13 protein-coding genes and 1 pseudogene are annotated in these 13494 nt (G+C 35.0%); 8 read left to right on the top strand and 6 right to left on the bottom strand.

Translation table 11 applies throughout. The features are described 5' to 3' along the window. Positions 1-8: 8 nt before the first annotated feature. The 3 genes from cobT to ACEN2I_RS11410 form a co-directional block, all read right to left on the bottom strand. Positions 9-1688 carry a nicotinate-nucleotide--dimethylbenzimidazole phosphoribosyltransferase gene (cobT, locus tag ACEN2I_RS11420; RefSeq protein ID WP_441766231.1) on the bottom strand — a complete coding sequence of 560 codons (1680 nt, stop codon included), beginning with the start codon at positions 1686-1688 and terminating at the stop codon, positions 9-11. A 128-nt stretch (positions 1689-1816) separates the two neighbouring features. After that, entirely contained in the window at positions 1817-2326 is a 510-nt protein-coding gene (gene cobU / locus ACEN2I_RS11415; RefSeq protein ID WP_441766230.1) for a bifunctional adenosylcobinamide kinase/adenosylcobinamide-phosphate guanylyltransferase, read from the bottom strand. Between the two features lie 192 nt (positions 2327-2518). Next, a complete protein-coding gene (locus ACEN2I_RS11410) occupies positions 2519-2881 on the bottom strand; it encodes a DUF5522 domain-containing protein (RefSeq protein WP_441766229.1) in 363 nt (120 codons plus the stop codon). Between the two features lie 147 nt (positions 2882-3028). Between ACEN2I_RS11410 and ACEN2I_RS11405 the strand changes: the two genes are divergently transcribed. The 5 genes and pseudogenes from ACEN2I_RS11405 (at position 3029) to ACEN2I_RS11385 (ending at position 6565) form a co-directional block, all read left to right on the top strand. Beyond that, complete coding sequence (locus ACEN2I_RS11405) at positions 3029-4171, top strand: ABC transporter substrate-binding protein (RefSeq protein ID WP_441766228.1); 1143 nt, start codon at positions 3029-3031, stop codon at positions 4169-4171. Between the two features lies 1 nt (position 4172). Continuing rightward, positions 4173-5201, top strand: a complete 1029-nt coding sequence (locus tag ACEN2I_RS11400; protein WP_441766227.1) for an iron chelate uptake ABC transporter family permease subunit — start codon at positions 4173-4175, stop codon at positions 5199-5201. 172 nt (positions 5202-5373) lie between these two features. After that, positions 5374-5466 (top strand): annotated as a pseudogene (locus tag ACEN2I_RS11395) (GxxExxY protein); the annotation flags it as partial. Positions 5467-5493: 27 nt separating this feature from the next. Beyond that, positions 5494-5688, top strand: a complete 195-nt coding sequence (locus ACEN2I_RS11390) for a GxxExxY protein (RefSeq protein WP_441766226.1) — start codon at positions 5494-5496, stop codon at positions 5686-5688. A 100-nt stretch (positions 5689-5788) separates the two neighbouring features. Beyond that, complete coding sequence (locus ACEN2I_RS11385; RefSeq protein ID WP_441766225.1) at positions 5789-6565, top strand: ABC transporter ATP-binding protein; 777 nt, start codon at positions 5789-5791, stop codon at positions 6563-6565. 146 nt (positions 6566-6711) lie between these two features. Here ACEN2I_RS11385 and ACEN2I_RS11380 read toward each other — a convergent pair whose 3' ends face one another. Together ACEN2I_RS11380 and ACEN2I_RS11375 are read right to left on the bottom strand one after the other, a co-directional pair. Beyond that, a complete protein-coding gene (locus ACEN2I_RS11380) occupies positions 6712-7167 on the bottom strand; it encodes a tRNA (cytidine(34)-2'-O)-methyltransferase (protein WP_441766224.1) in 456 nt (151 codons plus the stop codon). Between the two features lie 46 nt (positions 7168-7213). Beyond that, positions 7214-7777 carry a pseudouridine synthase gene (locus tag ACEN2I_RS11375; protein ID WP_441766223.1) on the bottom strand — a complete coding sequence of 188 codons (564 nt, stop codon included), beginning with the start codon at positions 7775-7777 and terminating at the stop codon, positions 7214-7216. Positions 7778-7912: 135 nt separating this feature from the next. Here ACEN2I_RS11375 and ACEN2I_RS11370 point away from each other — a divergent pair, with 135 nt between their 5' ends. The 3 genes from ACEN2I_RS11370 to ACEN2I_RS11360 all read left to right on the top strand — a co-directional run bounded on the left by ACEN2I_RS11370 (position 7913) and on the right by ACEN2I_RS11360 (position 12881). Beyond that, entirely contained in the window at positions 7913-8290 is a 378-nt protein-coding gene (locus ACEN2I_RS11370) for a hypothetical protein (protein ID WP_441766222.1), read from the top strand. Positions 8291-8441: 151 nt separating this feature from the next. Continuing rightward, positions 8442-9194 carry an SDR family NAD(P)-dependent oxidoreductase gene (locus ACEN2I_RS11365; RefSeq protein WP_441766221.1) on the top strand — a complete coding sequence of 251 codons (753 nt, stop codon included), beginning with the start codon at positions 8442-8444 and terminating at the stop codon, positions 9192-9194. A 276-nt stretch (positions 9195-9470) separates the two neighbouring features. Beyond that, complete coding sequence (locus ACEN2I_RS11360) at positions 9471-12881, top strand: choice-of-anchor J domain-containing protein (protein ID WP_441766220.1); 3411 nt, start codon at positions 9471-9473, stop codon at positions 12879-12881. Positions 12882-12952: 71 nt separating this feature from the next. On the opposite strand, the gene ACEN2I_RS11355 is transcribed toward ACEN2I_RS11360, so the two are convergent. Further along, positions 12953-13486, bottom strand: coding sequence for a MepB family protein (locus tag ACEN2I_RS11355; RefSeq protein ID WP_441766219.1), 534 nt, complete (start codon positions 13484-13486; stop codon positions 12953-12955). Between the last annotated feature and the right edge of the window lie 8 nt (positions 13487-13494).

Raw genomic sequence — 13494 nt, 5'->3', positions numbered from 1 at the left:
TTCGGCGTTTATTTATGACTAATCCCAGCACTCTCAAAACTAGCCATTTCATTAAGAAAAACCTCAGCGGATTTTAAAATTGGAAAAGCAATGGCACAGCCGGTACCTTCACCAAGACGCAAATCTAAATTTAAAATTGGTTTTGCCTCTAAGTAATCTAATAATTTTTGATGTGCTTTTTCGGCAGAACAATGACAAAAAACAGCATTTTGTATAATCTCAGGATCTATTTTTGAAGCAATTAAAAATGCCGTACTGCAAATAAATCCATCAATCAGAATAATCATTTTATTTTCGAAAGCCGTTAGCATGCCGCTAGCCATTTGTATGATTTCAAAACCTCCAAAGTAGGCGAGCTGTTGCATTAATTCGGCTGGGCCGTAATAATTTTCGATCGCTTTTTTAAGTAAACTTTTTTTCTGAATCAGTTTCTCACCTTCAACACCAGTACCTTTTCCAATGCAATCTTCAATAGGAAAACCAGTTAAAAGGCTCATTAAGACCGAGGCTGTGGAAGTGTTTCCTATTCCCATTTCACCAAAACCAATACAGTTAGAACCTGTTTTGGCAATAGTTGTGACAATTGATTTTCCTTTTTCAAAACACAATTGAAGTTCGGTTTCGCTCATTGCCGGAGCATGCAAAAAGGATTGAGTTCCTTTGGCAATTTTAGCATTGATTAATTTAGCATTTGTCGGAAAATCATAATTAACTCCAGCATCTACAATTGACAATTCGATATTATGCTGCTTGCAAAAAACATTGATAGCACCACCATCATTGAGGAAATTCTCAACCATTTGCCTTGTCACATCTTGCGGGTAAGCACTGACTCCATGATTTGCAATTCCGTGATCAGCTGCAAAAACAACTATATTCGGATTTGTTATTTTGGGATTTAAAGTTTCGAAAACTGTTGCGATCTGAAAAGCCAATGTTTCTAACATTCCCAAAGCACCAACAGGTTTGGTTTTAGAATCTATTTTTTCCTGTAAAATTATGCTGAAATCTGTTTTTTCTTCGATTTGAGATTTAGTTTTTAAAATGAAGTCTGCAATATGAGTTTGGTTTATATTTTTAATCTCTGTAAAATCCGGAGCTTCCGATTTTTGTTTCCAGTGCAATTGCTGTAACATCGGCTGACTGTCATAATTCGTAGCCGGTTTACCGATGCAGAAATAACCCAAAGGCTCAATATTTTCAGGTAAATCGAGTATTTTTTTAAACTGATAATAATTCAGAATAGAAACCCAGCCCATTCCGTAACCTTGTTCTGTTAGTGAAAGCCAAATATTTTGTGCCGCACAAACCGAGCTAAATTTCACAGCCTCATTACTGCCAACAGTTCCAATCGTAAATTGATTCAAGACAGATCGGTCGTAGGCAATGATAAGCCCAATGGGTGCTTCTTTAATTGCTTCGAGTTTCAGGGATTTGTAGTGTTCTTTTTGCTCCGGATTATCTGTCAGTTCTTCGGCTTTTTTATTATAATCCAAAAACAAATCTTTGATAGCGCTTTTTAATTCAGCTGATTTGATGATATAATAGCGTGTAGCATCCGTTAATCCAACCGAAGGTGCCCAATGTCCTGCCTGTAAAGCTTTTTCGATCACCTCATCAGGAACATTATCAGCCGTAAAATGTCGGGTATCACGTCGTGATCTTAAAATATCATCTAAATAGCTCATTTTCAAAAATCAATTTACAATTACAAAAACCAATATTATTCTGAATGTAAAGATACTCTACCAATATTGAAATTAGAAATTTAAAGATTTAGATTTTTTATTGTTTTTGCCATTGCCATTAATATTTTCTAACCTTTTATTTTAACCGGTATTCCGGAAACCATCAAAATAACTTCGTCTGCATGTGATGCAAGAAACTGATTCATCCAGCCTTGCAATTCGGTAAATTTTCTACCAATATGGGTTTGGGCATGAACGCCCATTCCAATTTCGTTAGTCACAATTATCAGATTTATATTTTGCTGATTTTCTATAGAGAGAAATTCCTTTTTTGCCTCTTCCAGACTTTGGGCTACATCATTTTTAGTATCAACAAAAAAATTGGTCAGCCATAAAGTTACACAGTCGATCAAAGCTGTTTTTCCTGAAAAATCAATTTCGCTCAAATGTTTTTCTTTCTCTATATTCGTCCATCGCTCGTCACGTTCCTGTTGGTGCTGGTCAATTCTATTCTGAAAATCATCATCCCATTTTCTGGCAGTTGCAACATAAATTGGTGTATTTGAAAGTTGTAAAGCTAAATTTTGCGCATAGCTGCTTTTTCCTGATCGTTCGCCTCCGGTAATTAAGTAAATCATTATTTGAATTATGAATTTTGAGTTATGAATTATTATGGCGTTCCCCAAGGGTCGGGCTATACGCTATATCTTTTGTTCCGGAAATTTAGTTGTTCATCAAGACGAATAATTTTGTCACAAAAGGATGCCACTTCTATCCCTAACGCAAAGACCTTTAGTTTTTTAATGCCTGATAGAAAATAGAATTAACCATTAATAAGGGCAATGACGACAGGCATTTCCACAGCAGGTTCCTCTTTTTAAATGAAACCAGGTTTTAAAGACATAATTGCCATTTTCAATATAGTAATCAATATCTTCAATTAGTTTTTCAGTTTTGGGTAAAGATGTAGCTTTATTTTGAAGTGCTTTTTTTGGAGTAATGGTTTCGACATACGCATCAATTTTGTCAATACAGGCTTCTTTAAAACATTCCGGACAAAGACAATCTCCTTCTTCTGAGAGATTAAAAATAGGAGGAAAATCATTACACCAGCAAGTATTTTCAGATGAAATATTTCCACAGCTAAAAGAGGATTCACAGCTCGAACAAACTTTTGTTTTTATATTATTCATATATGTAAAATTGGTTTGTCTAAATTTGTAAGAATAAAGGTAAATAAAAAAAATAATAAATTACCTTACCTTTGTACTTATTGATAAAGACATCAAGGTGAGCAGACAATAATAATGCCATATTACTTGAAACAATATAACACACATATGAAACATTTATTTCCTAAACTTATTTTTATTGCATCTTTTTTTCTTTTGACAGGATGTAAAAAAAATGAAAATACAGAAGTTCTAACGTCAAAAATTCCTCAAAACAGCATCGAATATGCTTCAGGGCTTTCTATCGTAAAACACGAAGGGTATTCCGTAGTGACTGTTTCAAATCCCTGGCCAAATGCTACGAAAAATTTCGTGTATATTTTAAAAGAAAAAGAAGCTGAACTTCCGGATAGTTTACAATCGTACACAACTATTATGGTTCCTTTAGAATCTGTTGTGGTAACTTCAACAACCAATATTCCGTTTCTTGAAATGCTAGATGTCGAAAATAAACTAACAGGTTTTCCGCATACGGATTATATTTCTTCTGAAAAAACAAGAGCATTAATTGATAAAGGCTCCGTTAAAAATGTAGGTCAGAATGAAAAATTAAATATAGAACAGTTAATAGAATTATCACCCGATTTAATTGTAACTTTTGGAGTAGACAATAATAATCCAATGCTGGATAATTTGAAAAAAAGTGGTTTAAATGTATTAATTCAGGCAGATTGGATGGAGCAGTCTCCATTAGGAAAAGCCGAGTGGATCAAGCTTTACGGCGCTTTATTTGGCAAAGAAGACAAAGCAAAAGAATTATTCGATAAAATTGTGACAAGTTACAATCAGGCAATAAAATTAGTAGCTGAAGCACCTGCAAGTTCTAGCGTTTTGTATGGCTCTATGTATGAGGATGTCTGGTATGTAGCAAAAGGAAACAGCTGGGTTGCCCAATTTATGAAAGACGCTCACGCCAATTATTTATGGTCAGATTTAGAAGGAACCGGAAGCCAGGGTTTGTCATTTGAAAAGGTATTAGATAAAGGAAAAACGGCAAACTTTTGGATTGTTTCAGGTTCTTTTAAAACCTTAGAAGAATTACAGAAAGCGAATCCGCATTACAGCGAATTTGATGCTTTTGCGAATAAATCAATTTATTGTTTAGAAAGTAATTTTGGTGCTACCGGCGGAACTGTTTATTATGAATTATCACCTAGCAGACCGGATTTGGTTCTGAAAGATTTCATCAAAATTTTTCACCCGGATTTACTGCCAAGTTATGAGTTTACTTTTGCAACTAAACTGAATTAAATTGGCTCACCAAAAAAGAAATACAATTTTATTTGCCATTTTGGCTTTAGGACTTCTTATGATGTTTCTTATGAGTATTAGTCTGGGTTCAGTTAATATTCCCTTTAAAGATGTTTATACAAGTTTAACCGGTGGCCAGGCCAGTAAAACAACATGGGAGTATATTATTATCAATTATCGTTTGCCCAAAGCTCTTACAGCAATTTTAGTCGGAACAGGACTTTCCATAAGCGGTTTGTTAATGCAGACGTTATTCCGTAATCCGCTTGCAGGACCTTATGTTTTAGGGTTAAGTTCAGGTGCAAGCCTGGGAGTAGCATTTGTCATTTTGGGAGCCGGATTTTTACCCTCTTTTTTAAGAACGATCGCATTATCATCATATGGAATTGTGTTGGCTTCAACATTAGGAAGCACACTTGTCTTATTATTGGTTTTATTGGTTTCACAGCAATTAAGAGATACGATGGCAATCTTAATTGTCGGGTTGATGTTTGGAAGTTTTACCACGGCAATTGTGAGTGTTTTAACCTATTTTAGTACAGCCGAACAGCTTCAGAAATTTACTTTCTGGTCGTTAGGAAACCTTGGTAATCTTTCCTGGAAATCAATCATTGTTTTGGCAATAAGCGTGTTCTTGGGCTTAATTTTAAGCGCAGGCAGTATCAAGCCTTTAAATGCATTGCTTCTGGGTGAAAACTATGCAAAAAGTATGGGATTAAATATCAATAAAGCACGTTTGATCATTATTTTTGCAACCAGTATTTTGGCCGGAAGTATCACGGCTTTTGCAGGTCCGATAGCTTTTATCGGCCTTGCAGTTCCACACATTGCAAAACTGACTTTTCAAACAAGTAATCATACGATTTTATTTTGGAGCACATTGCTTTTTGGGGCCATTATCGTTTTATTTTGCGATATCGTTTCTCAAATGCCGGGCTTTGATGTCACACTTCCAATAAATGCAATTACGTCTATAATTGGTGCTCCGGTTGTGATTTGGTTATTGGTACGAAAAAGAAATTTTAAGTAAAAACATACATTTTTTGCATCTTAGTTTTTTAAACACATAGAGACATAGTTTTACAAGCTTAAAAAGGCGTTTCACTTTTCTTCAAAAAACAGAGATGAGTAAAATTGAAAATTGGTTTCTATTTTAATTATCACTAATGATTACTTAAAAATATTTAGACGAGTTAACTTATAATGTAATTGGAGCTTGTATCGAAGTGCATAAAATAATCGGAAAGGGATTACTTGAAAATGTGTATCATCAATGTTTGAAAGAAGAGTTATAATATCGGAAATTGAATTTTTTAACTGAAATGAAAGTCCCATTGGTTTATGAAAATAAAGAATTGAATGCAGATTTATGTCCTAGACATGAAGCACAATTAACTTATATGAAACTATCTAAAGCACCAAAGGGAATTATAATTAACTTTAATTGTCATAATATTTTTAAAGAAGGTCAGAAAACATTTGTAAATGAATATTTCAAATTATTACCAAAGTTTTAGGGAAATCAGCTATGTGTTAATTTACAAGGAATTTTAAAATCACTAAAAATTAAACACATAGAAAAACTATGTCCTCTATGTGTTTAAAAAACAAGTTACGATGAAAACCATTTTAAAAACTTCAAATCTAAATATTGGCTATAAATCCAAAAAAGGAATTGTAACTATCGCCCAGGATTTAAATTTAACTTTAGATTCCGGAAAACTCATCGCCTTAATTGGTGCAAATGGTATTGGAAAATCGACTTTACTGAGAACCATTACCGGAATTCAATCCCCTTTGGCAGGAAATGTTTTTCTGAATGATAAAAGTATAAATACCTACAAACCTTTAGATTTAGCACAAAACCTTAGCTTGGTTTTAACCGAAAAATTGCCTCCAAGTAATCTGTCCGTATTTGAACTAGTTGCTTTAGGTCGCCAGCCTTACACGAATTGGATTGGGACTTTATCCCAAACAGATATAGAAAAAGTTCAGGAAGCCATGCAGCTGACACAAATCGAACATTTAGCTGTAAAAAGGCATTTTGAGATAAGCGACGGACAATTACAAAAGGTCTTGATCGCAAGAGCTCTGGCACAAGATACACCTTTGATTATTCTTGACGAACCCACAACGCACCTAGATTTATTGCATAAAGTTTCGCTTTTCAAATTGCTAAAAAAGCTAACGCAGGAAACCCAAAAATGTATTTTATTTTCAACTCATGATATCGATCTGGCGATACAATTAAGTGACGAAATGATTATCATGACTCCGGAAATGGTGGTTCAGGACGAACCTTGTCATTTAATTTCGAAAGGAAGTTTTGCGACTTTGTTCAAGGATGAACATATTGTTTTTGATGCTGAAAAAGGGAAGTTTATCATTACGTAACTATAACAATTTTCAGGAGCTGGTCCTGCTGTCCGTTATATCTTTTATGGCGAACCGCCATAAAAGGATGTCACTTCCATCAGGGCTAAAACATCAGGTTTCATGAGGGCTTCTCAAATCAATTAAACACCTCAATAAATAAACGATTAAACCTTTAATCCAATCTGTCTCTTAGCTTCCCCAACCACAAAAGCCACAGAATTCGCAATATTAAAACTACGGATCAATTTCGACATCGGAATTGTTAAATGATTTTCAAACAAAGCCAGAACTTCTTTGCTCAATCCAACACTTTCCTTCCCAAAAACCAGCCAGTCTCCATCCTGAAATTCGGTTTCCAAATACGACTTTTCAGCATGAGAGCTCATTAAAAATACACGTGAATGATCCGGAATTTGCGAAATCCATTCTTCTATATTTTGATATTCGGTTACATCAAGATGCACCCAGTAATCCAATCCCGAACGTTTTAGGTTTTTGTCATTAATCACAAATCCAAAAGGATGAATTAAGTGTAGTCTGCTTTCTGTACCCACACATAATCGGCCAATATTTCCGGTATTATTTGGAATTTCCGGTTCTACAAGAACAACGTTTAGCATTTTTTTAGTTATAAGATTTTAGTAATTATATAATTGACACATTTTCTTATTTAAAATCTGAGACTTCTAAAACCTCACCGGCTTTTAAGTCTTGCAAATATACATTTCCTATTCGTACCCGCACAAGCCGCAATGTAGGAAAACCAACTGCGGCAGTCATTTTTCGAACCTGACGAAACTTTCCTTCATTAACTGTTATAGAAGCCCAGGATGTGGGTCCGTGACGTTCATCTCTTATTTTTTTTGCTCTTGGACCAAAGTCAGGAATTTCAGCAACGATAAAAGCTTTGCAGGGTTTGGTCATATATTTTCCGCCATCAAAACCAATTTCTACACCTATTTGCAATTGTTCGATCGCTTCGGGAGTGATTATGCCGTCAACCTGAACATAATATTCTTTATCGACTTTTTTGCTTCTTATCTGTTCGCTTACTTTTCCGTCAGTTGTCAGCAAAAGTAAGCCTTCAGAGTCTTCATCTAATCGGCCAATAGCCATTGTGCCTTCAGGAAAAACATATAATTCGCCTAAAAGCTTTTTCTTCCTTTTTAATTCATATATAAATTGGCTTAGGTAGCCGTAAGGTTTAAAAAGAATGAAGTGTTGATGCATGTTTTATTTTTTTTGCAAAGATAGTCTTGTTTCATTCTGTTTTAATGATTTAATAAACTAAAGCTATGTTAAACCATTTCGTTTTAAAATTTAGAATTCGTAATATTAGAATAGAAACTCAAAATAATAAAGCATATGGAAACTAATAATTTAGGCGCTAAAAAGATAAACGGAGTACAGAAAGATATAGATGAAGCCAAAGGAAAAAATATTTCGCATGATGGAAAATCAGAAGATGCGAATTTAAAAAAAGAGGTAGTTACAGATTCAGCTGGGAATAAAACAGTTGTAGAAAGAGCCAGAAATGAAAATGAAGATATTAAAAAAGTAAAAGATGATGTAAATCCAAATAATGCAAATGCAAACCGTGGTGTTGCTACTGAAGAAGAAGCAAAAAAAACAGTAGAGAATAAAGATCGAAATTCGGACATAACACCAAATCGTTACCCAAACTCAAATCCGGAAAGCCATGAAGACAGAGGGAATATGAAATTGGATGAAGAAGAGAATTGATTTACGGAATTTTTTTCTAATTCAGGTAATGATATTGTCAAATAACATTTGATTAGCACTTCGCGTTAATCTTATTGTAAACTCTCTCATTATTTTTTCTGTCTCTTTATATGTTTGTAAATTGTAGGTACAAATTTAAATATATAAAAAAATGGCACTTTTAGAAAACAAAGTAGCTTTTGTATCAGGAGGCGGTTCAGGAATTGGACGCGCTGTTGCAGAAGCTTATGCCCGTGAGGGAGCAAAAGTAGTACTATCGGATATAAATACGGAACACGGTGATGAAACCGTAAAAGCGATAAAAGATGCAGGTGGAGAAGCTTTTTTTATTAAAGGGGATTCTTCAAGCGCAGCTGATAATAAACGAATGGCAGAGGCTGTTGTTGAAAAATATGGCAGTCTGGATATTGCCTGCAACAATGCAGGAATGGGAGGGCCGGCAAAACCTACAGGAGAATATGAACCGGAAGAATGGGACAAAGTAATTGCACTGAATTTAAACGGTGTTTTTTACGCTTGCCGCTATCAGCTGGAACAAATGGATAAAAACGGCGGCGGAAGTATCGTAAATATTGCGTCGATTCACGGTCAGGTTGCCGCTCCAAACAGTCCGGCCTACACCGCTTCAAAACATGCTGTTGTGGGGTTAAGTAAAAATATTGCCGTAGAGTATGCTCAAAAAAACATTCGCTGTAATGCCGTAGGGCCAGGTTACATTGAAACGGCATTGTTAAAAGACAATTTAGATAAAAGTGCCATGAATGCCGTCGCAGCAAAATCTCCTGTGAATCGTTTAGGAACTTCGGAAGAAATTGCCGAATTGGTTGTTTTCTTAAGTTCTGAAAAATCTTCTTTTACGACCGGAAGTTACATTATTGCCGATGGAGGTTACACTGCCGTTTAGGGATTTTTGAAATAGTATGATGAGGCTGTCTGTTTTTTAGACGGCCTTTTTTATGTATTATCTGGTGATTTTTTTGTTAAAATAGATAGGTGTAAAAAATGTTAATTTGATTGCTTAATGATTGTTTTGTTAATAATATCAGATAAAAACTTTTTAAAAACAGCATTTTGTTATTAAATGTTCATAAGTTTAAAGTGCTTAAGTTAAAGGTTTTATAATATTCCCTTAACTTTAAAGGATATAAATTAGGCTTCTAAAAACTCTATATTTTAAACTATGAAAAATATTTACACGGTACGCCATATAATGGTAATTTTAAGTTTTTTTTGTTGCTTTTCTGAGGGTCTGTTTGCGCAGACTTTACCCACACTGCCTTATACGCAGGATTTTGTTGGATTAGGTGCAAGCTCTACAGTTTATCCATTAGAATTTAAGGGATCGAGTGTATCTGGATCGCCTGGAACAGCTTTTAAAACAACGGCAGGTTTAACTGATAGAACGATGTCTGCTGCTACTGCTGCTACTGGAACTGGAAATATTTATAACTATAATGAAAAAATTGGTTTCCTGAATACCAGCTCTTTAGATTTAACGATAAGTTTTACTTTTGATGCTACAGGAGCGTCTGCGATAGAAGTTCAATATGATGCTATGACGATCCGTAATCCTTATGGGACTACCATAAGCGGAACTTATTCTGATCGTATTAATGAAATGGTTTTACAATATCGTGTGGGTACAACAGCTGCTTTTACTTCACTATTACCAACGGCATACAGAAATAACACTACTGATCAGATTACTGCTATCGTAACTCCTCAAAATCCTCAGGTAATAAAAGTAACTTTACCGGCAGAATGTGATAACCAGCCTTTAGTACAAATCAGATGGATTTCAAGACAAGTTTCCGGTGGAGGTTCCCGACCTTCTTTTGCAATTGATAATATTGATATTAAAAGTGATGAGGAAGCTCCTGTAAGTGAAGCGGGTTATCCAAAAGCAGAAAATATTCTAGGGGAAAGTTTCGATTTTTCTAATAAATTAGACGAGACAGGAAAAACATATTACGTTTTATTGCCATCTGGAAGCACAGCGCCAAGTGCAACTCAAATAAAAAATGGTCTTGATGCAAATGATTCAGCTGCATTACAATCCGGATTTTTTGATGTTACAAATAGTGCTCTTATTTACACAAAGACTTTTTTAGGTTTGAATCTTAGCACGGCTTATAGTGTCTTCTCTGTTTCTGAAGATTCTCACGGCAATATACAATCAATAGTCAGAAAGGTTGATGCAACAACTTCAAACGTTGCAATTCCCTCATTATCTACTTCAGTTACTTCACTTAATTTAGGGTTTTCTGAGGCAAATTATGATTCTGAAAGTTTAAGTTATCAAGTACAGGGTTCTAATCTTACAAACGATGTTGTGGTGAGTGCTCCTGCAAATTTTACAATTTCTAAAGATAATAACACGTTTGGCTCTTCTTTAACCTATACGGTGTCAGATTTTGCTTCCAATACGGCTCAAACAGTTTATGTCCGGTTTACACCCACTTCTACAGTTAATTTTTCGGGACAGATAACTCATGAATCAACAGGAGCCGTTACTAAAAACATCACTTTATCAGGTGCTGGAATTAATCCATATATTCAGGGCTTTAATGATGTAAGTGTATTGACCAATAGTGGCTGGACACAATATAATATAGCAGGTACTACCAATAGCTGGACGAGTACAACCGTTCCCAGAAATATAAACTCAGGAACCGGGGCTGTACTTATGAATGGATATTCTGATGGGGGAGCCAGTAAGGACTGGCTTATTTCGCCAAGATTGCGTTTGGATAATTTTAGTCAATTTCCATTGCTATCTTTTTATTCCCGTAAATATTATGCAGGACCGGCTTTAAAATTAATGGTTTCAACTAATTATGACGGTAAAAGCAATCCGGAAACAGCAACGTGGACAGAATTAGATGCAAATTTTCCAACAATAACAGAAACTTATGTGCAGTCGCAATCTATAAGCCTGGCAGAATATAAAACAGATCATACTTATATAGCCTGGGTATATGAAACAACAGCAGGAGGAACTAATTTTGCCGCAGAATGGTCATTAGATGATGTGGCGATTACCAATGAGGCAGCTTATGTGGCTTCAAATCCTGTTTTAGATTTCGGAGTTGTAAATGTGAATACGGTTTCTGTAAGCCAGTCTTTTGTTTTCAAAGCAGGAGGTTACGGAGATATTACGATTACTGCTCCTGCAGATTATGAGTTGTCTTTAGATGATAATTTGTTTCAGTCCAGCGTTGTGGTAAACGCTCCTGATGCATTAGCCGGAAAAACGGTTTACGCAAGATTTATACCTTCTGTAAAAGCATTAACTATTTCCGGAACATTAACTGTAAGCGGAACTTCTTTGAATAAACAAATGGGGAATTTGACAGGTTCTTCTATATCAAAAGAAGATACTTTTGATGTTGTAACCTACAATTTAGAGTTTTTTGGTACCGACGTAAAAGGAACTGATAATGTAGAGTTTGGCCCAACGGATGATGCTTTGCAAATTGAGAACGTGGCGAAAGTAATGAACAAGCTAAATGCCGATGTGTATGTGGTTCAGGAAGTCTCTGATGACCCGTCTTTGAATATTTTAATTCAGAAATTAAATATCAACGGTAAAACATTCGATAAAACCATTTCAACATCATGGTCGTACTCATTTAATGCACCGGATCCGAATTTCCCTCCTCAAAAATTAGTGGTACTTTATAATACGCAAACCACCACAGTAAAAAAGACCCGCGTCATGTTTAAAAAATTATACGATGAGGTTCGAGCGGGAACTACAACTTTACCTAATTATCCGGGCGGAAACGGAGCAAGTTTTTTCTCATCAGGGCGTTTGCCTTATCTGGTACAAATAGAAACCAATATTGGCGGTGTTAAAAAAGAAATCAACCTGATTGATCTTCATGCCCGTGCCAACAGCGGATCAGATATGGCGAGATACAATATGCGTAAGTATGATGCTGAATTGTTAAAAGACAGTTTGGATGTTCATTATCCAAATTCTAATTTGATGATTCTGGGAGATTTTAATGATGATGTAAAAGCATCTGTAATTACTCCGAATCCTTCATCTTATGAAGCATTTGTTAATGATACCAGCAACTACAATGCGCTTACTTTAGGAATCAGTCAGGCTGGTGCTTATAGTTATTTGAGTTCAAACGGATTTCTGGATCATATTGTTATTTCGAATGAATTAGCAGATGAATATATACAAAATTCAATTGCAGTTTATGATCCTCGTACAGATATTCCAGGTTATACAACTACAACTTCAGATCATGGACCTGTAATGGCCCGTTTTGAATTAAAAGAAGATAATCTGGGTACCATTGATTTTGAAACCAACAAAGCATTTGCTGTAAAGGCATTTCCTAATCCTGCGACAGATGTCGTAAATGTTCTTGTAAAAAGTACTACAGACAAAAATCTAAAATTAAGATTTTATGATAGCAACGGACGTTTAGCAGGGAATCCTGTTGAGGTTAAAGCAAATCAGGATGTAAGCACTACAGCAGTTCCGGTAAGTTATTTACAAAGGGGACTTTATATTTATACGCTGACAGAAAATAACAAAGTTGTCTTTAAAGGAAAAATTATAAAAAAATAAGCACCAATAATCAGTTACTAAAAAGGCAGTTCAGAAATTTTTGAACTGCCTTTTTTATTTTTAAAAAGTACTTATTGAATATCAAATAATTGTTTTGCTTTTGAAACAATAGATTTATTTTCTGATATTTCTAAAAAATAATCCAATTGCCATTGTTGTGTTTTTTGAGCCTGTTTACTGGCAGTAACATCCCAGGGCGGATAAACTCTTGTTGCTCTTTTGCCTTCTTTAGCTGAAGTAGAAAAAATTCCTTTTTCTAATAAAACAGCTTTCGGAAAAATAAATTGACCAAATTTATTTTCTTTTCGGACACTAATAATAACGAAATCTATGGCGTCAAAAAAATTAAAAGGTTCAATTGTTCCGGATTCATTACGTTTCCATAAAGTGACAAACTGCCCAGTTTTAGTTGGCGTAGTTTTAGCTTCCCTGTAACAGATTTTCTTTTTATTGATTTCAAAACGATAAGCGTTATATTCGGCGCTTTCAGCTTCTGGAATTGGCTGTGTACATTCGAAATTGCAGCTGTTATAAACTAAATCTTTAGCTAAAATTAATTTATGCGGTAAAATGTTCGAATTAATCCAGGTTTTCTGAATGGTCATAAGTTAAT

It is taken from the genome of Flavobacterium sp. W22_SRS_FK3, assembly GCF_052113665.1.
Classification (GTDB): Bacteria; Bacteroidota; Bacteroidia; order Flavobacteriales; family Flavobacteriaceae; genus Flavobacterium.
Note: the sequence above shows the minus strand (reverse complement) of the source record. Positions and strands in the feature narration are given on the sequence as shown.

Coding starts and splice junctions, on each gene's coding strand:
- cobT (WP_441766231.1), bottom strand. CDS start 1,688: ATGAGCTATTTAGATGATATTTTAAGATCACGACGTGATACCCGACAT.
- cobU (WP_441766230.1), bottom strand. CDS start 2,326: ATGATTTACTTAATTACCGGAGGCGAACGATCAGGAAAAAGCAGCTAT.
- ACEN2I_RS11410 (WP_441766229.1), bottom strand. CDS start 2,881: ATGAATAATATAAAAACAAAAGTTTGTTCGAGCTGTGAATCCTCTTTT.
- ACEN2I_RS11405 (WP_441766228.1), top strand. CDS start 3,029: ATGAAACATTTATTTCCTAAACTTATTTTTATTGCATCTTTTTTTCTT.
- ACEN2I_RS11390 (WP_441766226.1), top strand. CDS start 5,494: ATGAAAGTCCCATTGGTTTATGAAAATAAAGAATTGAATGCAGATTTA.
- ACEN2I_RS11385 (WP_441766225.1), top strand. CDS start 5,789: ATGAAAACCATTTTAAAAACTTCAAATCTAAATATTGGCTATAAATCC.
- ACEN2I_RS11380 (WP_441766224.1), bottom strand. CDS start 7,167: ATGCTAAACGTTGTTCTTGTAGAACCGGAAATTCCAAATAATACCGGA.
- ACEN2I_RS11375 (WP_441766223.1), bottom strand. CDS start 7,777: ATGCATCAACACTTCATTCTTTTTAAACCTTACGGCTACCTAAGCCAA.
- ACEN2I_RS11370 (WP_441766222.1), top strand. CDS start 7,913: ATGGAAACTAATAATTTAGGCGCTAAAAAGATAAACGGAGTACAGAAA.
- ACEN2I_RS11365 (WP_441766221.1), top strand. CDS start 8,442: ATGGCACTTTTAGAAAACAAAGTAGCTTTTGTATCAGGAGGCGGTTCA.
- ACEN2I_RS11360 (WP_441766220.1), top strand. CDS start 9,471: ATGAAAAATATTTACACGGTACGCCATATAATGGTAATTTTAAGTTTT.
- ACEN2I_RS11355 (WP_441766219.1), bottom strand. CDS start 13,486: ATGACCATTCAGAAAACCTGGATTAATTCGAACATTTTACCGCATAAA.